The following is a 20,831-nucleotide window of genomic DNA, read 5'->3' as shown; positions in this document are numbered from 1 at the left end:
ACGTTTTATTTCGCCTATATACCAGTTAGCAACAATTTTAATAGTAACTGCCTATATCGAATGACGAATCTTTTTGAATGCATAACAAAAAATGATTTTTTAAAATTCATAAATAATCCTTACAAAAAGACCAGTAGAAATTTTAGAAAAGATTTTATAATTTTTATTTTTCTTACAATTTTAAATTTCTTGGTTTTATTTATCAAATCTTTTTATACTAATGAACCATTTATCGAAGAAAGTGATTTGACATTATATAATATTGAAAAAATTTTTCCATATCTAATTTTAATTCCGTTAATTGAAGAATTTGGTTATCGAGGATTTTTGAGATTTAAGAACAAAAAGATTTTTATAATTAGTGTCATCGCTACAATAATTTTATTAGCAACAGTTATCAAAGTCGACATTTATCGAAACTCATCGATAATAGTATTAATCATCTTAACATGCTTTATTTCCTTTCAAAATCAACTCTATGAAAAATTTTTGCTTTTTATTAATGAAAATTTAAAATATTTAATCTGGATTTCTTCAATTATTTTTGGTCTTATGCACTTATCAAACTTCCATAATTTCGAATATATAAATTTATTAGGCATAACAGAAAAAATAATTGCTGGTTTATTTTTCTGTTATATTACCCGAAAACATAATATTTTTTATTCTTATTTTTTTCACGCATTAAATAATAGTTTACCATTTTTAATTATTATTGCTTACAAACTAATAATATAAAAAACTATTGCTAACAGCCATTTTGAGCTAGCTGGAGTTTAGTGGAATTATCGTTTCGCATCAAGTTTTTGTTAAACCGAAAATTGAGCTGTTACGATTTTCCAGCCATCTCAAAGTGGCATAACGTTACAGGCAAGTTGAACCAAAAAACCGCACAGAAAACAGAAATATTTAAAATGAAAAAAATCATTATTATTTTACTAATATTAAGCTTTAATTTAACTTTTTCTCAAGATTACTTTGAAGGTAAAAACTTGTATTGTAAATCTGAAAATCCCGAAGCGATGAAGCTCTATAATTTAGGTATTGAAACTTTATATTTAAATAAATCTTTAAACCCAAAATATCTCAAAATAACTTCAAATATTTTCTTTAAGGCATACAAAACCGACACGACATTTTGTGATGCAATTTTTTTTACGGGATACACTTTGAGATTATTAAATGACGAAAAGGCAATAGCTTGCTATATAATGGCTGACAGTCTATCAAAAAAAACATTAGAATTTAAAATAAATTTAGCTTCTGAAGGATTAAGATTAGGTCAAGATAGATCATTAAAAATTGCTAGAAAAAAGTATAATGAATTAATTACTTTATTTCCTGAAAATCCTGAAGGTTATTATGGTTTTGCATTAACTTCTACTATTTTTGGAGATGTAGATAAAGGATTAGAAAATATAAATATCGCAATTGAAAAATACAAATTATCAAATCTAAAATTAAAAGACGAAGTAATATTTCTAAAAGGCGTTTTATTATCTCAAAACAAAAATTACGATGAAGGTTTAGAATATTTAGAAAGATGCTATTCAACTTATAAAAGAGATGAGAACTTTAAAATTCACTATTCATTATGTTTACTCAAAGTTTCTGAAATTAAAAATGACGAACAAATGAGACAAAAAGCTTTAAAATTTTATGGACAAATAGAAACCAAACAGCAGATTCCGGAAGACATAAAAGCAGAACTGAAATTTTAAAAAGAAATGACGTTGAAACGTAAATTGGAATAGCAAATAGAAAATATAAAAGTCGGAATCTGCCAACATAAATTTGAAAAGTTTGCAGTTAAAATCATAATTTTGACAAAAAACAACCAGCTTGTAACAACTGTTTTGAGCTAGCTGGAATTTAGTCGAATTACCGTTTCGCATCAAGTTTTCGTTAAGCCGAAAACTGAGCGGTTACGAACTTCTAGCCATCTCAAAGTGGCATAACGTTACCTGAAAACACAATCGCAATGTATAAAACAATACTATTACTTGTCACAGTATTATGCCTTTCAAAAGTAGTTGGACAAGAGATAAATTTCCCTAAAGACCCACAAGAAGTTATATTTGATACTTCAGATATTCAAAATTTTTGGAAAGCGTTTGATACGATAGAAAACTTAGATGCAAACCCATTCGAGACTTATATCAAAAACGGAACAATTGGACTTCAACATTTTATTCCCTATAGAATAATTAGTGCAGACTCTTTACTAAATATGGTAAATAGAAGAAGACAAGATTACGAAAAAATCAGAGGTATTGCGGTAAAAATCAAAGAAGAGGAAAAAAAGGTTAAACCATACTTTTATGCATTGGAATATTGGTATCCAGCTGCTGTTTATCCACCAGTTTATTTTGTTGTAGGGCGCTTTAATAGTGCAGGAACTAGATCTCAAGACGGATTACTAATTGGAGCCGAAAAACTTACAAGTCTAGACCATCTTCCTGGATTGGTAATTCACGAATCCATACATTTCCAACAAAAATGGAATGAAGATGGAGAAAGAAATTTACTGCAACTCTCTATCATTGAAGGAGCGGCAGACTTTATAGCGGAACTAGTCACAGGACAAAAGGGAAATAAAGAAGCAAACAACTACGGAAATGAGCACAAGAAAGAGTTATGCAATGAGTTTGTGGAAAAAATGCATGGAAACAATATGCAGGATTGGCTTTATGGAACTAGTGGAAAAGATGATAGACCCAATGATTTGGGATATTGGATAGGCTACGAAATTGTGAAGGCCTATTTTAACAAAGCAAAAGATAAGAAATTAGCTGTAAATCATATTTTAAATATTGAAGATTATGACAGATTTTTAAAAGACAGCGGAATTTTAGAACAATATATAAAATAAAGCCAGCAGGTAACACCGCTGGTGCTCGATTGCATCGAGTACCTTCCTCAATTAAAAAACAAAAACTAGCGTTTGCAACGTGTCCCATTGCGAAAAAGAGAATCTTGATCGAAGATATTGCTTCGCCAGCTCCGCAAAGTATAGCTGCTGCGCAATTTTATTACGTTATTAAAAAAGAAATTGTCATAAAAGTCTCCTGAATTTTAAAAAATAACTTTTTTACTTGTTTGATTCATAGTAACCGAGCATTTGCAAATTTACTGGAACCACCATTTTTATTCGTATTTTCGTATCGTGAATACAGTCGTTTCCAGAAGCTGTAAACTTCTTGAAAATCAGAAACGTTGGTGGTCATTAAAAACGAAATAGTTCTATACTTAAATTTAAGCAATGAAAACACTATTAATCATACTTGCAGTGGTCCTTTTGGCCTTTATTATTGTACAGCTTTATGCCATAAATGGACAAAGAAATATTGAAACCTATCCGTATGTAGTCAATAAAGAATATAATACTTTTGAAATACGCAGCTATGAAGCAACTTTGTTTACTTCTGTGCAACTGTCAGGTAATAAATATAAAGATGCTTCAAGTAAAGGATTTTCCATTTTAGCGGGATATATTTTTGGCGGAAATAAACAGAATGAAAAAATAGCGATGACTTCGCCTGTAGCTATGTCTTTGGAGGATTCCATGACGATGATGTTTATGGTTCCAAAGAAATTTAAAAAGGAAACCCTTCCACAGCCTGACCAATCAGAGATTGAATTTCGGGAAGAACCTGCAAAAACTGTCGCTGCTATCAGCTTTGGTGGTTGGGCTAATGATGAAAAAATAGAAAAGTACAAACAGCAATTAAAATCAGCTTTAGATGCTGAAGGAATAACTTATACAAACCGCTTTTACTTTTTAGGATACAATCCTCCTTTTGAATTCTTTAATCGTAAAAATGAAATTATTGTCGAGTTGGAAAGCGCCACGCCTGACATAATAAAATAATTATGCTCCCTCTGGCCCATGGTTGCAACGCTGATCTTCTAACTATGGAAAACGAACCCTATAACCAAAATCATTTCTATAGCGGCTGTCCCAAAAACAATCATAATATGATCTATATATTTGGTGAAATCATCTCGTCAGGGTTTTTAAATAATAGCAACATACTTTTCTAAAATCAAAACACAAAAGGAGCCACATTTCAATAATATGACTCCTTTTGTATATTCATTCAAAGTTTTAAACTTCCAGCTTATTTCATCCAGGAATCAACTAATACTTTATTAGCTTCATACCATTCTGTTGCTCCTGCTTCTTCTCCTTTGTCTTTAATAGCTGTCATTAATTCAGCCAATTGCCCTTCATCAAGGTTAAAGTTTTTGAAAAAAGTAGCCGCTTCTGGTTGGTCTTCTTTAAATCCTCTTCTTGAAATAATTGTACAGGCATCTTTTGGATAAACTCCTTTAGGATCTTTTAAATATTTCAGGTCATTTTGAGACCATTTGAAATGTGGTTTCCATCCGGTTACTACAATCCACTCTTTGTCCCTGATTGCTTTCTCAAGACTAGCCACCATTGCAGGTCCGCTTGATGTAATCTGTTCATAATCTAAACCGTATAAATCAATTGCTTTAACCGTGTTAGCATGAATACCAGCGCCACCGCCAATACCAATAATTTCACCTTTGAATTTATCTTTATTGGCGTTCAACTCTTCAATAGAGTTAATTGTAACATAAGTAGGAACAACTAAACCAGTTGTACCCTCGCTAAATGCTTCACCTAATACTACCAGTTTATCACCATAATCGGCCCAGTAATCTTTGTGTGTATTGGGAAGCCATGCATCAAGAAATACATCCCCTTTTGAGTCGTCTTTCGACAATTCTCCGTATATCAAACCTGGTGCCAGATTGGTTAATGTCACCTCATAATCGTGTGATTCAAGTGCTGCTTTTGCTAAATAAGTAAACGCAACTCCTTCAGACCAATTGGGATAAAAGATGCTAACTTCTTTCTTATTTTCGCCTTCTTCTTTTTTCTTCTCACCGTTCTTGCATGAACTAACTGAAACAGTTAATAGTGCAACTCCAAGTAAGATTCCTAACTTTCTCAATTTCAACATAATTATATTTATTTATTATTATTCTTATTACTCTTATTTTTTCTTTGCGATAGCTTGTGTCGTTCTGTCTAAAATTATCGCCAATATCACAATGCCCAATCCAGATTCAAAACCTTTTGCAATGTCGTTCTGCTGAATTCCCTGGTAAACAATACTTCCCAGTCCTTTAGCTCCTACCATCGAAGCGATTACCACCATCGATAAAGCCAATAGTATAACTTGGTTGATTCCCGCCAAAATAGTTGGTTTTGCCAAAGGCAATTGTATTTTAAATAAAATTTGTCTCTCGGTTGCACCAAAAGCGCGTCCTGCCTCAATCACATCTTCTGCAACATTTCTAATTCCTAGACTAGTTAAACGAACAGCGGGCGGCAGCGAGAAAATCACAGTAGCTACAACTCCAGGCGTATTTCCTACACTAAAAAAGAAAATAGCCGGAATCAGATAAACAAAGGCTGGCATGGTTTGCATCAAATCAAGTATGGGTCTGATAATAACGTCAGCTGTTGTGCTTCGGGCGGCCACAATCCCTAACGGAACTCCAAAAAGTAACGCAATCAGGGTGGAAACAATAACCAAGGTGGTTGTTTGTATGGATTCTTCCCAATAGCCCATCGCAAAAATCAACAATAATCCAAAAACGGCAAATACTGCTAATCCTGCTCCTTTTTTTAATCCTTCTATTTTAAAGGCACTTTTTCCAGCATTAGCATAATAAGCCCCCAAGGCTACAAATGCAATAATGATATAAAAAGGGATGCCCAGCAATACGTCATTCATACTGTCAACCGTCCAGGAAATGACACCATCAATAGCTTCCCACAATCCGGAAAAGTTCTTTTCTAACTTATTAATTCCTATTTCTATATATTTACCAAGATCAATTAACTTTTCCATATTACATTTCGTTTGCTCGTTCTTTTAGTTCACTTATTTCTTCTTTTTCAAATCGCGTAGCTTCAATAATCAGAGAAGTTTGAGATATCAGACCAAGTAATTTCCCGGTATCTTCCTCTATAACAGCCAGAGGGTATTTAGTCCCTATAATCAGGGGCAGCATATCTTCTACAGAATAGGATTTATAGACACTAGGGACATTTTTCTTCAGTGCCTTCTCGATAGACATTTCTTTTTCTTTTTCTAATTCTAGCAGGTCTCGCAACCAGACATAACCAAGAAATCTTCTTTTTTCATCCTCTACAGGAAGAATGTCAACTCCAATGTCGCGCATTTTACGAATCGATCCTTTAGGTCCATCTTTGGCAATTTGGACTAGCGTAATCTTTTTAAACATCAGCGATTCAGCTGTAATAATAGTTTTTCGATCTACTTTATTAACAAAGGCTTCAACATATTCAGTTGCTGGGCCAGTTAGAATATCTTCCGCAGTTCCAATTTGTTCCACAACCCCATCTTTCATAATAGCGATACGGTCACCTATTTTCATAGCTTCGTCTAAATCATGAGTAATAAATACGATTGTTTTTTGCAACTTGTTTTGTATGGCCAGTAATTCATCCTGCATATCCGATTTTATCAGTGGATCAAGTGCAGAAAATGCCTCGTCCATTAGCAAAACTTCCGGATCATTTGCCAGAGCACGCGCTAAACCTACCCTTTGTTGCATACCTCCTGACATTTCCGATGGATATTGATATTCATACCCTTTTAAGCCCACTGTTTCAAGTGCCTGCAAGGCTTTTTCTTCCCGTTCCTGCTTTTCGTCTCCCCTGATCTCTAGTCCAAAAGCAGCATTCTCAAGAATAGTTCTGTGTGGCAGCAGACCAAACTTTTGAAATACCATACTCATTTGTGTACGTCTGGTCTCCAGCAGTTCTTTATTTGTCTCGCGGGTAATATCATGATCATCGAAAAAAACTTTACCGGATGTAGGTTCGTTAAGTCGGTTCAAACAGCGGATTAAAGTAGATTTCCCACTACCGGACAAGCCCATAATAACAAAAATCTCTCCTTCTTTAATTTCAAAGCTAACTTTGTTGACCCCAACAGTACATTTAGTTTTCTTCAGGATTTCTTCTTTTGAAATCCCTTTTTCAAGTAGAGCAAGAGCCTCCTGTTTACGTTTACCGAAAATCAGTGTTAGGTCCTCAACCTTAATTTTTATTTTTCTTTTCTCCTCCATAATATCTCTATTTTCTAATTAAAAGTAATAAACGATATTAAGATTGAAGCGCATTTCCCAATCAGCATCAATGGTCCTGTTAAATAAGGTATTCCCCTAAAACAGTCCTAACCAGGGTTGGTTTTTTCCTTGCGCTGCATTAATGTAGTTCTCAACATGTCCTGCACTACCTAATATTCCTTTAAGTTCATAAAAGAATATTCGACTCTATCATCTGATCTCTGAGATCAAATGCAAAGCCGTCAACTTTTTCGTTATTTTGTTTGTGAATTTTATTCTTGATGGGGGGCAAACGTACAACTAAAAGCTCCCCTAAACAAATGTTAACGCATAAATCGAACTTTAGTGACCGTTGCGCTGCCCATTTTTATTTCAAAAACCAAGATTTATTTTTTGGAAATATTTAATTTAATATTATTTTAAATAACTAACAGTCAAATATATATGTTTTATAATTAGATTTTAATTAGTATTAAAAGAACTCCTTTCTCTAAAGAGTGACTCTAAAAAACAAATCGATCGCGTGAACTGCGCAAAAACATGAGACTTTGAGTCGCAGGATAAAAGTTCATACCCTGCGCCAGTGTTATTTGAATATGGACAAACAATTACTTCAAATGGAGAAAATATTTAAGAAGATTGAAAATAACTGCAATTATTCACAAATTAAAAATCGGAAAGAAAGTCGCTTATTTGCACTAATTAAAATCTGTCGCTATTAGTCCATTTGGCAGTATTAGCGCTTTTCAACTATGTGTAGATGTAGAATAAAACATTCGTTTTAATAATCTAAAAAGTACTTCCTTGGCGAGGTTCTTTTTATATTTCATGAAAATAAAAATTCGCTAATAGCGGATTTTTGAAATTAATTCTAAGCTTTGATTTACGCTCTCATATCTTTCTTAAAATGCAAAAATAACAAAGTATCTAATACAGATTTAAACACCTTTATTTGAGCGACAGCTCGAATAGCGAGCGATATCAAATAAACAGATGTCATACAGAATACTGTTTTTCATTTATTTTCTTATCAAAACACCATCAGCCATAAGCGAATACTTTGTTTTTGGCGCAACGATACTGTCAATAGCAGCCTGAGACTTACCTCCATCTTTTGCATAATGTTTTAAATCCTCAACAGTTTCAACACTTACATAGGCTTTTCCACTAATTACAACTTCTGCATTCCCTGAATTTTTTGGAACAAAAAAAGCATAATCCTTAAATTTAACAAACACTTCTTTATCGTTCGTTAAATCCAAACTCATCCAACATCCTTTCTGCTGACAAACTTCTTTTATTTTAGACTTAAATTTTACATCAATCGTATCTCCTTGAGATAACTTATTAAATTTGGCTAATATCTCTTCTTTTGACAAGGCGTTTTTATCTGAAATACTATCTCCAAAAGTAGCATATGCCACTTCCGTTGTTATTTCCTGAACTTTATCCTCTTTTTTACAACTCAGTAATACCAGAACCGAGCACGCTATTACAATTGACTTCTTCATCATTACCTTTTTTTTGTTACTAATTTATTTTGCTAACTAACAAAAATAGTTAGAAAATTGAAACATCAAAATAATAATTCAGCACTTTTCAATTCTAAAGCATAAAAGTGCTTCAGTACAAAAGTGTTTTTATTACCTCAACAAAAAAAATCCGCCAGTAGCGGATTTTTTTTGTTGCTTCTAAATTTAAACTACTTAGGATTTAGAATAAGTTCAATTCGTTTAATACTGTCTTCATAATGGTATTTCGTTTCGGTATTTAGGGCTTTGCTTTTTGCAATCACGAGCATTCCCTTTAAAACATTAAGTTCTCCTCTTACCAAAGATCTTAGATCCGATTGCGATACATTATAATATCCCTCTGATTTATCTGATTTTATTTCTTCGGTCATTAAATAGTTCATCCTTTCAATATAAGCGCGTTGTAAATTTCTGCGGTAAATGACCACATTTGTACCAGTAACTGCTTCTTTCCAGATCCCTTTTCTCATATCACGGAGCAAATCAAGTGCTTTATAATTAGTAGTCCCCATTATTTCAGCATCCATCAATCTACCAATACGGCCAAAACTTAAAACATTATTTAAATGGCGCGCTTGCAGGTTTCTGAACAGTTCCGTGTATCCCGCATAATCTATGTTTTTTAATGTAGATACATTTACTAACCAAGTTGGTGAGTTAAATGCATTGTCCTGCAACCATTGCATCGCTTGTTGCTGTTGTGCTTTGGGAACAATTTCATACACATTCCCTTTTTGGTTAGGCTTTTGAAGGTTTTCATGCACTCCACCCACATTAGTCACAACATGTCCTACATACCTGCTCCAAACATCCAACATTTCCTTATACAACTCATCTAAATCTTCATAATTATTGGTTACATCACTGGTCCACTCAGACAAATGAGCCGCAACAAACTGTAAATTTTTCAGACCATAGGTACTGGCTTTCATCGAATTGTCACCTATATCTTCTGTTTGTGAAGTTGGATCAAAACTACTGCTCTGTTTCCCGAATTTATACATTGGATCACCCGTTTTTGCCAAAATCCATTTATCCAATGTGGTACTCTCTGCTTGAGGAGATTTTGAATTTGGAATTACCCTATATCCCCAATTAACAGCATAATGATCATAGGCTCCCATTTGGCGTATAAAACGAATATTCTTATCTCCAGGTTGCGCAATGTAATTGAATCGCGCATAATCCATTATACTGGCTGCAATACCGTTTTTTTGCGTAAACGCACCGTTTCTATAGCTTTCAGTTTCATAGGCACAACTAGCCCCCATATTGTGTGGAAAACCAAGGGCATGACCTACCTCATGTGCAATTACCATACGCATCATATCTCCCATTTCCTCGTCACTGGTATGTAAAGTTCGTGCGGATGGATTTGCAGCTCCAGTTTCTAATAAATACCTATTTCTGTAAGAGCGCAAATGATTGTGATACCAAATCACATCACTCTCGATTATCTCTCCCGTTCTAGGATCAGTAACACTTGGTCCTACCGCATTTCGGGTTGTGCTCGCAACATAACGAATCACAGAATAACGAATGTCTTCCGGACTAAAATCAGGATCCTCTTCTTTTGTTGGTGCGTCTTTGGCTATGATGGCATTTTTAAATCCAGCTCCTTCAAAAGGCTTTTGCCATTCTTCGATTCCCATTTTGATGTATTTACGCAGCTTTTCAGGAGTCGCGGGATCTAAATAATAAACGATTGGTTTTACAGGCTCTACTAATTCTCCGCGGGCATAAGCTTCAGGATCTTTGGGCTCCAGCCTCCAACGACGGATATACGTTTTGCTGTCTGATTTTAATTCATCACTTCCGTAATCAAATTGGCTTATGGTAAACCATCCTACTCTTGAATCGGCTAATCTGGGTTGCATCAACTGCTCCGGAAGCAAAATCATCGATTGGTTCATCTGGATGCTGATCGTTTCAGAATCTTCTAAAACTGGTGGTTTTGAAGCGTTATAGGTAAAATCCTGAACAACCTCGATATTCATTGGAAAACTGCGCATCGCATTAATAAAGCTTCTCGAATCATCTAACCCTTTCACCTTATATGTTTCTCTCATAGCTGACGACAATCCGCTAATAGACTTCACATCTGTACTATAAAATTTAGTCACATCAATTACGGTGTTAGCTGAATCTTTGCTAAATGCGGCAATATCAAAGGCAAACAAGGTAGGCTCATAATTATTTGATTTCACCGAAATACTGATGGGTAAACTATCGTTAGCTATTGATTTATAAGATTTTAGCTTAATGAGTATTTTATCCTGAAAACGTTGCCATACAATTAGTTGTTCATTAGTTTCTGAACCCGCATTTACATAACCACCACCTAAATTAGAAGGTAGTTTTGAAAATCTACTTACCAAAAGCATGTCTTTGTTTAAGAGGATATTCGGGATTTCAAAATAATATTTCTTATCCACTTTGTGAACCGTAAACAATCCCTTATCAGAAATTGCGTCTTTTGTAATTACCTTGCTGTATTCTTTGATAGTACTTTCTGACTTTTTTTCTGCAGGAGGCGTTACAGCCGCTTCCGTTTTCTTATTTTTTTTGCGCTTAGACTGCGCAAATTGTGGTGTTGGCGCGAGCATAATCGCGGCGACAGCGGTTAAAATGAGAATTTTATTCACTTACTGGTTATTTATAGTTTTAAAAATCAAAAATATCTTTTTAAACGGCAATATATTGATTGCAGAAGATTTGTTTAACTTATTATTAACAATTATTCAAATGAAAACTATTATTCACAAAAAAAGTCAGCTCTTTCCATTTTATATCTAACAAACCTTCCTAGCTGCGTTACACAATTTCTGTTGATGTACCATTCTCTATTTAAAAACTGTTAATTCAAACGTACTAAGGAAATCGGAGCGGAAGGAACGGAGTGGAATCCTATATCTAAATTGACAGTACGGCAGACTAACAAAACCGCGCTAGATTACATGCCGTTTTGCTATCATAACAACTAATAAAAAAAGGATTACGGCTTTAATCCTTAAACAAAGAGTATTTTTGCAGGGTGAAGAAATCAGTCTCAATTATTGGAGGAGGACCTGCAGCATTTTTACTCGCCGCATTTCTTGATCCGCAGAAGTTCAATGTTAGCATTTACGAGAAAAACAAAACCCTTGGAAGAAAATTCCTTGTGGCCGGAAAAGGCGGATTTAACCTCACCCATTCTGAACCCATAGCGCAACTGATAGAACGTTATACTCCATCTCATTTTATCCAGGAAGCCTTACTCGATTTTGACAACGCCGATTTTCAAAAATGGATTGATCTAATGGGAATCCCCACATACATAGGCAGCAGCAAACGTGTATATCCTGAAAGCGGAATCAAGCCTATTGAAGTGCTTAATGCAATTCTTGATGTCCTCAACAAAAGAAATGTAGCTATCCAATTTCAACATAATTGGACAGGCTGGAATGCGAATGATGATCTTGTTTTTAATTCTGATATAGCTATCAAATCTGATCATACTATTTTTGCCATGGGCGGAGGAAGTTGGAAAATAACTGGGTCTGACGGGACTTGGCTCGACCTTTTCCATAAAAAAGGGGTCGATGTTGTTCCTTTTAAAGCCTCAAATTGTGCATACTGTGTTGACTGGAATACCGATTTCATAAATAGCTTTGAAGGAAATCCGTTGAAGAATATAGCCCTAAGCTGCGGAAGTAAAACTCAAAAAGGCGAAGTTGTGATTACACGTTTTGGTTTAGAGGGCAATGCCATTTATGCAGTTAGCCCACAAATTCGGGATGAGCTTAACAGCAAGCAAAAGGCTACTATCTTTTTGGATCTAAAACCAACATTAAGTTATGATGATTTGCTTCAAAAGATCAGAAAATCAAACATAAAAAAGACGAGCGAAAAATTACAAAAAGAGCTCAAATTGACTCCTGCGCAAATTGGACTTCTGAAAATCTATCTTTCGAAAGAAACCTACCTGAATTCGGAACTTTTGGCACAAAACATCAAAAAACTCCCTGTAGAAATAACTGGAGCTGCATTATTGGATGAAGCCATATCAACAACTGGCGGTATTAAATTGAATTCCGTGGATGAAAATTTTCAATTAAAAATGATGGACAATCACTATTGTATTGGAGAAATGCTAGATTTGGATGCACCTACTGGCGGTTATCTCCTTCAATCTTGCTTTAGCATGGGCGTTTTCCTTGCACGTCACCTGAACTCCATTCCATAATTTTTATAAAAAAAACTGCTTAGCGGTACCATCCTTAAAACTAATCAATGGGTATCAAGCTCGTGTACCATTTCGTTGGTCATAGACGGAAGGTCGGAAAACCTCTATGTACTTGATGCCATTTTGCCAACCTGTCAAATTAGTAGCAGCACTACTAAACAGAATTTATACATTACAAAAATACGACATATACAACTTCTGGCTTTTATATAATTTTTCATTTTAGTTTCAGAATTCACGGTTTGTAAAGGAATTGCAGTAACAAGAGAATCGTTTTAAGTGCATTTAGATCATTTTATGCTTCGAATCATTGATGAAGTACATCTTCATCATTCCTCTGTTTTTAACTTCAATTTCGCCTCTATAATCACAATCAAAGGCGTCTTTAATCAACTCATAAGTGTTTTCAGATATATTAATTTTCCCGGACTCTGAGTTAGACTCCATGCGGGAAGCGATATTGACTGAATCGCCCCAAATATCATAAGCAAATTTCTTCGTTCCCACGACACCGGCAACAACTGGGCCTGAATTAATTCCGATGCGGATTTCAAAACGAGTGTGATTTAGTGGATTGTTATTTTTTGAATCCCTAACAAATTCAACCATTTCAAAAGCAGCAAGCACCATTCTATATGCATGGTCTTTTGTTGGAAAAGGCAATCCCCCCGCACACATATAACAGTCACCTACCGTTTTGATTTTCTCCAGATTATATTTTTCTATAATTGCATCGAATTTGGAAAAATAATAATCTACAATTTCGACTAATTTCTCTGGCGAAAGTTTTTCTGCATAATGAGTAAAACTCTCAAAATCAGTAAACAATACCGTAACTGATTCAAATTTTTTAGCCAACACTTTTCCGTTTTTCTTTAATTCAAAAGCGGTCTCTACCGGAAGAATATTAAGCAACAAACTGTCAGATCGATTCTTTTCTTCTTCAATAATGACATTGGTTTTCTTGATGAATTTGTACCGTCTATACATTCCCAATGCAAGTAAAAAAACAAGAAGTAGGGAAATAAGGGACGAAGTAGCTAAAATCTGCCTATTTTTTTTTCCTTGATTTAGTAAATCGACTTCGGACTGTTTCTTTGAAACTTCAAAATTAGTTCTCAAGTCAGCCATTTGCTGTACTGATTTTAGATTGGTGACACTATCCCTGTATGCAATATGATCTTTATAGTATTTTAATGATTCGCTGGCATTCCCTGAGTTTTGATATAGTTCTGAAAGTTTAAGATTTGAGCTGCTGATTTGCTCCTTTAAACCATATTTTTGCGCTAACAATAAGCTCCGCTGAGCGTAGTTGACTGCAATAGCCCATTCATTTTTCTTCAAATAAATATCTGACATATAGGTTAGATAATCTGAAATCGCATAATAATCTTTCAGGTCTTCCAGAATTTTTATGGCTTCAGTTATGTAGCTTTCAGCTAAATCATTTTTCCCCTGCTCAGCATATACCATCCCAATGTTTCCTAAATTATAAGCCGAGCCAATTAAGTAATCAGCCTGCTTGAAAAGAACCCCAGACTCTTCAAAGTAAGCTAAGGCCAAATCATATTTCTTATCTTTTAAATATTCGTCGCCTGCGTTTAATAGTGCTGAAGCTAAGCCAATAGTATTAGTCGTTTTTCTCAGCAATCTGATTGCCTTATCATAGTATTCCCCTGCATTTTTGGAGTTTCCCATCACCGAATATACATCTGCAATAGAAGAAAATGCAATTCCTTGTCCAGCAATATATTTTGCTTTGGTAGCAGCTTGTTCACTTTTAAAAAAAGCATCTAAGGACCGCTGTAAATCTCCTGTAATTCTCAGTTTAGTTCCTTTTTGAAAATACCCTCTGTGTAGGTATAAATAGTTATTTTCTAACTTTGATAGCCTAATTAGCTCTTCAGCATATCTTAGAGATAAGTTGAGATCGTTTACTTCATTAAAAGATAAATTTCGTAGTAATTCAAGCTTTTCAATATTTCCAAGGTTCCCTTGCCTGTAAATTTCAACAAGACTATCAGCCACTTTTTGCTCTTGGGCAAACATAGATAAATGAAAAGAAAGAAAAAAAAGGGAGGCTTTGAAGTAATATTTAAAAAGACTCGGTTCCATTATGGATTGATTGCTAGTTTGGGATCTATATGGTACTGACCTCCACGTTTTACTTCACCATTATAAACGGTAAAAAACAAAGTATAGGTTTCATGGTCCCCATTTGTGTCCTTTTTAACAGCTGCAGAAACTTTTTCAGGGTGGCCATGCCCTTTTAAGTCCTTATCTTTAAAAACATTATTACCACTGTGATGATGTACTTTAGTAATATTGACTAGGTCTTTTTTTGGTGCATTACTGGATACTCCTTTCCAGATGATAGTATCCCCAACCTTTGCCGAAATTGAAAAGTTTTCGTTGCTAATTCCTAGTCCTTGCCCAAAATTGCTGCAAGAATCCACGTTTTTTTCTGAAATTTTACTGGTGTCAACATGTAGCGTTACGATTACATCTGCCATGATTACTCTATTTAAAGGTTAATAAATTCTACTATAGAAAACTATTAATTTAAAAAATGGCTGGGGCACCAAAAAACTAAAAAAAAAAAAAAAAAAACAACTCAACTATCTAATTATTAGGTAAATATACTGTTTATTTTTAAAATAAAGTGGTACATTTATTGGATTTTAATCCAAAATAATCCTCATGAATATTGCCCATCAATCTATAGACTGGAAAGAAATATTTCATCCAAAAAATATTCTCCTAAATTTAGTGGGTGTAGCGTTTATTACCTTGGCGTTAAAAGGCTTTATGATTCCTAATAAATTTCTTGATGGTGGCATAATAGGCATTTCAATTCTTGTACATGAAATCACACAATTACCATTTGGAATTCTGGTATTAGGCTTTAATTTACCGTTTTTATATTTAGGTAAAATGCTGCTGGGTAAAACATTTGCTATACAAAGTTTGATGACTTTTTTACTAATAGCTGCAGGTATGACTTTTATTGATATTGATGCTGTGACCACAGATCGGCTTTTAATTGCGCTTTTTGGTGGTTGCTTGATTGGCATCGGAATGGGTTTGTGCATCCGCAGCGGATCAACTGCTGATGGTGTAGAAATTCTGGCCATGTTAACGACGCGGAAAATTGGACTAAACGTATCTGAAGTTATTTTTGCTATGAACACTTTGTTGTTTTTGGCGGCAGCCTGGTCCTTTGGTATTGCCACTGCCTTATATTCAATAGTTACTTACTTCTCAGCCATTAAATCGCTTGATTATATAGCCCACGGTTTAGAACAATACACATCCTTAAATATCATTTCGTCTAAAAGTGAAGAAATTAAAGCTTTGATTGTGAAAAAATTTGGAAAAGGGATTACCATTATAAAAGGTGAGCGCGGCTATTTACCTGACAACTTCGACCAAAAAGCAGACTGTGATATCATCATCACTGTAGTAACCCGACTTGAATTACTGCGCATCAAAGATGAAATAAGAAAATTAGATCCCACCGCCTTTATGTTTATTCAGTACATCAAAGAAGCAAGTGGAGGAATTTTAAGAAACAGGCAGAAACATTAATCATTTTAATAATCTGGCAAATAGATAAAGTAACTCTTGGCGTTTCGCTTTTTACCCTCTTCTAATACTATCAAAACATGAAAAACTGGAATGCATTGTACTGTAACGTTTTGGATGATCTTAAAAAGCAATTGTCACCCTTTCTAATGTACCATCGCTGGAAACATACTCAACATGTGCTAGAATTAGCAGAACAAATTGCATTTTATGAGCATATCACTGAAGAGGAACTCCTACTTCTTAAAACGGCAGCACTACTCCATGACGCCGGATTTATTAATGGATTTTATGAGGGACACGAGGAAGAAGGTGTTCGAATGGCTGAAAATATATTACCTGAATACGGATATAGCAAAAAAGAAATTGAAACTATTGCCGGAATCATTAGAGCCACTATTATTCCGCAAAAACCCAAGACCAAATTAGAATGTATTCTTGCAGATGCTGATCTTGAATATCTGGGAACAGATAAATTTGAACACCTTGGGAACATCCTGTATTTAGAATTGAGATATTTCCATCCGAATCTTAGCTTGGATGACTGGAACGAAATGCAAATTAATTTCCTGCAATCTCACATTTATCATACGACCTATTGCATTCAGAACAGAGCACCGCTAAAAAAAAAGAATCTTAATCGTCTGATTAAAAACTTAAAAACACAAGAAAAACGGCAAGCAAATACTAGGAAACGAACCAATTAGTCATGTCGACTGAATCTCATATCAAAAGCAATAGGTAGAAAATTAGATAAAAACAGAGTACGATATTAAACGACCAAAACTTCCTTTTCACAGTTATTTTATGCGATAATATTTGCTCAAAAAAATAGCTTTACCTAGATTTGATTCGGTCTTTAAAATCAAATCTAGTATGAAACACCTTAATTTTCTCATTGCAGCCTTAGTTCTTTCTAATGTTGGCAGTTATGCTCAAAAAGCAGAAAAAATCACAACCAAAGACGGCGTACATTACATCACTACAACTATTGATTATCCCATAACGGGAACCTATTTATTTTCAGGAGAAGCAGAGCCAATAGTCCAACTCAATCCTGATGGAACAGGGGTTTTTCAACTGCATGATTTGTCAAAAACAAATATAGATTGGGGAATGGAATGTTTTGAAAACGGCACTCCCAAATACCAGAAGGGCTTTAACTATGGTGTTTACTCACTTTGGTATAAAAACAAAAGCGAAAATGATGCGCAATGGACTTATGCACACTTCTCTATCCACTTCCAAAAGAAGAAAATGTTCATTTCAGGAGAAAGAAGTAAAGACTATACAGATTCGTTAACAGAACTAGCTAATTGGTCCAAAATCACATATAATATCGTATTATCAACCACTTAAACAGTTCTAAAAGAAATCGATTTCGTTAATTTTTAATAATGTCGTTATTTTTTACAATTATTTTTTGAAAAACAAAAAATTTCACTATTTTTTATTTAATTTGCGAGTCAATTCAACATTTTGATTAATGACTTCTATAACCAGACTCTTTGATTTTCCTTATTATCAGCAAGATAAATTCACTTCAATTCCTGACGCTTTAGTAACAAAGCAAGATGGGGTTTGGGTAAAGACTTCGACACAAGAATATATCGCAAAAGCGAATGCCGTCTCGAGGGCACTTTTGAGAATGGGCCTTCAAAAAAACGATAAGATAGCTCTTATATCATCCAATAACCGAACGGAATGGAACATCATGGATATTGGTATTTTACAAACTGGAGCGCAAACTATTCCTATCTACCCTACTATTGCTGAGGATGACTACGAATACATTCTAAATCATTCTGAAGCAATTTATTGTTTTGTATCTGATGAAGAGGTGCTTAATAAAGTAAACCTAATCAAACATAAGGTTCCCAGACTAAAAGAAGTATATTCTTTCAACACCATTGAAGGTTGTAAAAGCTGGAATGAGTTACTTATTCTTGGTCTTGACACAAGCAACCAAGACGAGGTTGAAGCTCGTAAAAATAACGTTAAAACAGACGAATTAGCAACTATCATTTATACTTCAGGAACAACAGGGAAACCGAAAGGAGTCATGCTTTCACATAAAAACATCGTTTCTGATGTGCTAAACAGTGCTCCAAGAATTCCATTTGAGGCCGGAAGCAGTAGAGCTTTAAGTTTTCTACCTGTTTGCCATATTTTTGAAAGAATGATTTTGTATTTATACCAATATTACGGTGTATCCATCTATTTTGGAGAAGCGATTGACAAAATTAGTGACAATCTAAAAGAAGTACAACCAACGGTTATCACTGCCGTTCCTAGACTTCTTGAAAAAGTATACGACAAGATTTACGCAAAAGGTGCTGAATTAACTGGAATTAAAAAAGCGCTATTCTTTTGGGCTATTGATTTAGGATTGCGATTTGAGCCTTATGGTGCTAATGGTACTTGGTATGAAATGCAACTTAAAATTGCACGAAAGTTAATTTTCAGTAAATGGAAAGAAGGCTTAGGTGGTAATTTAGATTTAATGGTTTCAGGAAGTGCTGCACTACAACCACGATTAGCACGTATTTTTGCTGCTGCCGAAATTCCGGTAATGGAAGGTTACGGATTAACAGAAACTTCTCCTGTGATCTCCGTAAATGACATGAGAAATAAGGGTTTCAAAGTAGGAACTGTAGGTAAAGTAATTGACAGCGTAGAGGTAATCATTGCCGAAGACGGCGAAATCCTTTGCAAAGGTCCTAACGTGATGATGGGCTACTATAAAGACGAAAAACTAACCAGTGAAGTAATTATTGATGGCTATTTCCATACTGGTGATATAGGTGAATTTGACAAGGAAGGCTTCTTGAAAATTACCGACCGTAAAAAAGAAATGTTTAAAACCTCAGGAGGAAAATACATTGCACCACAACTTATTGAAAACACGATGAAACAATCGCGTTTCATTGATCAAATTATGGTTATTGGTGATGGACAAAAAATGCCAGCCGCTTTTATCCAACCCAATTTTGATTTTGTAAAAGAATGGGCTGCAATTCACGGCATCGATGCGGGAGTGAGTAATGAGGAAATCATTACTAATGAAAAAGTAATCGCACGAATCCAAGAAGAAATTGACGGCTTAAACGCAAAATTTGGAAACTGGGAAAAAATAAAACGATTTGAACTCACACCAGATGTCTGGTCAATCGAAGGTGGACAATTGACTCCTACTTTGAAACTGAAACGAAAAATAGTGATGCAGAAATACATTGACTTATTCTATAAAATTTACAACTAAGTAAAAACCAAATGAAAAACCACGAATTGCGATTCGTGGTTTTTTTATGTCTTTTTTTGAAAGTTGGTTAATTGTTTTTTTGGGGCTTTCGAATTATTTTGAGATGCTATGAATAACTTTTGCAATACATACCCACGAAAGCGACCGCAAAATTTATCTTCAAACTTTCCATAATTACGAAGCGATCATCCCATAAATAAATTTGCAACTATATTATAATACCGATTCCTTCCTCAATATTATTTCAGACTAAAACACTTTTATCATTTTTTAATTTAATCGACAAATCCTACTCTTCTTTCCATAATGTAGCTGCATGAGGGATGGAAGTGGCATCCTTTTATAGCACGATAGCGATATAAAAGATACAACGTACAGCCCGACCTGCCCTCCGATAACAATCGGGGTTAAGGAAGGACATGCCCTAAAAATACCTTAAATAACCAATCAATTGACTCTAATTCAGTGGTATTTTTCTATATTTAATACTTTTTATGAAAAAAAAATTGAATTTATTATGCGTGCATAGTATTTTTTTTATTATATTTGAAATCGATATAGTTACCTATGAAAGACAAAACAATAGATTACATCCTTCGCGCTACTTGGCAAGCGGTTGCACGAATGTATAACGAGGAAGCTTCAAAATACGATGCCAGTATGGCTACTGGTTTTGCATTGCTGAGCATTGATAAAGAGGGAGGAACTCCCTCGACAGCTTTAGGACCAAAAATGGGGATGGAAGCCACGAGCTTGACCAGAACATTAAAATCAATGGAAGACAAAGGACTCATCATCAGAAAGAAAAATCCAGAGGATGGTCGCGGTGTTTTAATTTACCTAACTGATTTTGGTAAAGAGAAAAGAGAGTTATCTAAGAATACCGTTTTGAAGTTTAATGAAACTGTGAAGCAGCATATCTCTGACGAAAAACTAAAACATTTCATTGAAGTAGCTGAGACGATCAACGAACTGATTCAAGAGAAAAACATATTTACTCAAACTGAGATTTCAGAGAGTGATAGTATTATCAGTCTGAAATAAAATTAAGAATGTCAATATTCCCAATAGCTTTTGGGATTTAATATAA

At 34.6% G+C, this 20,831-nt stretch carries 17 protein-coding genes; 10 read left to right on the top strand and 7 right to left on the bottom strand.

Annotation, left to right across the window (positions count from 1 at the left end; genetic code table 11):
* The first annotated feature begins 60 nt into the window (after nucleotides 1–60).
* From HJ01_RS13145 to HJ01_RS13130, 4 genes are all read left to right on the top strand, one after another.
* Nucleotides 61–738, top strand: a complete 678-nt coding sequence (locus tag HJ01_RS13145; RefSeq protein ID WP_040473961.1) for a type II CAAX prenyl endopeptidase Rce1 family protein — start codon at nucleotides 61–63, stop codon at nucleotides 736–738.
* Nucleotides 739–914: 176 nt separating this feature from the next.
* The gene (locus HJ01_RS13140; protein WP_157999922.1) at nucleotides 915–1,721 is read left to right on the top strand and encodes a tetratricopeptide repeat protein; all 807 of its coding nucleotides are present in this window, start codon (nucleotides 915–917) and stop codon (nucleotides 1,719–1,721) included.
* A gap of 260 nt (nucleotides 1,722–1,981) precedes the next feature.
* The gene (locus tag HJ01_RS13135) at nucleotides 1,982–2,872 is read left to right on the top strand and encodes a DUF2268 domain-containing putative Zn-dependent protease (protein WP_007138946.1); all 891 of its coding nucleotides are present in this window, start codon (nucleotides 1,982–1,984) and stop codon (nucleotides 2,870–2,872) included.
* 390 nt (nucleotides 2,873–3,262) lie between these two features.
* Nucleotides 3,263–3,871, top strand: a complete 609-nt coding sequence (locus tag HJ01_RS13130) for an SOUL family heme-binding protein (protein ID WP_007138944.1) — start codon at nucleotides 3,263–3,265, stop codon at nucleotides 3,869–3,871.
* A 250-nt stretch (nucleotides 3,872–4,121) separates the two neighbouring features.
* Here HJ01_RS13130 and HJ01_RS13125 read toward each other — a convergent pair whose 3' ends face one another.
* The 5 genes from HJ01_RS13125 to HJ01_RS13105 all read right to left on the bottom strand — a co-directional run bounded on the left by HJ01_RS13125 (nucleotide 4,122) and on the right by HJ01_RS13105 (nucleotide 11,314).
* Nucleotides 4,122–4,994 (bottom strand): glycine betaine ABC transporter substrate-binding protein, encoded by an 873-nt coding sequence (locus HJ01_RS13125; protein WP_007138943.1) that lies wholly within the window; start codon nucleotides 4,992–4,994, stop codon nucleotides 4,122–4,124.
* A gap of 33 nt (nucleotides 4,995–5,027) precedes the next feature.
* Entirely contained in the window at nucleotides 5,028–5,891 is an 864-nt protein-coding gene (locus tag HJ01_RS13120; RefSeq protein WP_007138942.1) for an ABC transporter permease, read from the bottom strand.
* Between the two features lies 1 nt (nucleotide 5,892).
* Complete coding sequence (locus HJ01_RS13115) at nucleotides 5,893–7,137, bottom strand: glycine betaine/L-proline ABC transporter ATP-binding protein (protein ID WP_007138941.1); 1,245 nt, start codon at nucleotides 7,135–7,137, stop codon at nucleotides 5,893–5,895.
* 1,019 nt (nucleotides 7,138–8,156) lie between these two features.
* Nucleotides 8,157–8,651 (bottom strand): DUF4920 domain-containing protein, encoded by a 495-nt coding sequence (locus tag HJ01_RS13110; protein WP_007138938.1) that lies wholly within the window; start codon nucleotides 8,649–8,651, stop codon nucleotides 8,157–8,159.
* A gap of 188 nt (nucleotides 8,652–8,839) precedes the next feature.
* Nucleotides 8,840–11,314 (bottom strand): zinc-dependent metalloprotease, encoded by a 2,475-nt coding sequence (locus tag HJ01_RS13105; RefSeq protein ID WP_007138937.1) that lies wholly within the window; start codon nucleotides 11,312–11,314, stop codon nucleotides 8,840–8,842.
* Nucleotides 11,315–11,703: 389 nt separating this feature from the next.
* Between HJ01_RS13105 and HJ01_RS13100 the strand changes: the two genes are divergently transcribed.
* Complete coding sequence (locus HJ01_RS13100) at nucleotides 11,704–12,894, top strand: aminoacetone oxidase family FAD-binding enzyme (protein WP_007138936.1); 1,191 nt, start codon at nucleotides 11,704–11,706, stop codon at nucleotides 12,892–12,894.
* Between the two features lie 285 nt (nucleotides 12,895–13,179).
* Here the strand turns inward: HJ01_RS13100 and HJ01_RS13095 are convergent, their stop codons facing one another.
* Nucleotides 13,180–15,009 (bottom strand): adenylate/guanylate cyclase domain-containing protein, encoded by a 1,830-nt coding sequence (locus tag HJ01_RS13095; RefSeq protein ID WP_007138935.1) that lies wholly within the window; start codon nucleotides 15,007–15,009, stop codon nucleotides 13,180–13,182.
* On the bottom strand, nucleotides 15,009–15,407 hold the full coding sequence (locus tag HJ01_RS13090) for a secreted protein (RefSeq protein ID WP_007138934.1): 399 nt from the start codon (nucleotides 15,405–15,407) through the stop codon (nucleotides 15,009–15,011). The genes HJ01_RS13095 and HJ01_RS13090 overlap by 1 nt, the downstream gene beginning before the upstream one ends.
* 187 nt (nucleotides 15,408–15,594) lie before the next feature.
* Here HJ01_RS13090 and HJ01_RS13085 point away from each other — a divergent pair, with 187 nt between their 5' ends.
* The 5 genes from HJ01_RS13085 (at nucleotide 15,595) to HJ01_RS13065 (ending at nucleotide 20,785) form a co-directional block, all read left to right on the top strand.
* Nucleotides 15,595–16,482, top strand: a complete 888-nt coding sequence (locus HJ01_RS13085; protein ID WP_007138933.1) for a YitT family protein — start codon at nucleotides 15,595–15,597, stop codon at nucleotides 16,480–16,482.
* A gap of 77 nt (nucleotides 16,483–16,559) precedes the next feature.
* Nucleotides 16,560–17,186 (top strand): HD domain-containing protein, encoded by a 627-nt coding sequence (locus HJ01_RS13080; RefSeq protein WP_007138932.1) that lies wholly within the window; start codon nucleotides 16,560–16,562, stop codon nucleotides 17,184–17,186.
* 169 nt (nucleotides 17,187–17,355) lie between these two features.
* The gene (locus HJ01_RS13075; protein ID WP_007138931.1) at nucleotides 17,356–17,838 is read left to right on the top strand and encodes a hypothetical protein; all 483 of its coding nucleotides are present in this window, start codon (nucleotides 17,356–17,358) and stop codon (nucleotides 17,836–17,838) included.
* Between the two features lie 127 nt (nucleotides 17,839–17,965).
* A complete protein-coding gene (locus tag HJ01_RS13070; protein ID WP_007138930.1) occupies nucleotides 17,966–19,741 on the top strand; it encodes an AMP-dependent synthetase/ligase in 1,776 nt (591 codons plus the stop codon).
* Between the two features lie 567 nt (nucleotides 19,742–20,308).
* Nucleotides 20,309–20,785, top strand: coding sequence for a MarR family winged helix-turn-helix transcriptional regulator (locus HJ01_RS13065; protein ID WP_007138929.1), 477 nt, complete (start codon nucleotides 20,309–20,311; stop codon nucleotides 20,783–20,785).
* Nucleotides 20,786–20,831 lie beyond the last annotated feature (46 nt).

This window comes from Flavobacterium frigoris PS1 (genome assembly GCF_000252125.1).
GTDB lineage: Bacteria > Bacteroidota > Bacteroidia > Flavobacteriales > Flavobacteriaceae > Flavobacterium > Flavobacterium frigoris_A.
The sequence above is the reverse complement of the archived record's forward strand: the minus strand, read 5'-3'. Positions and strand labels throughout refer to the sequence as shown.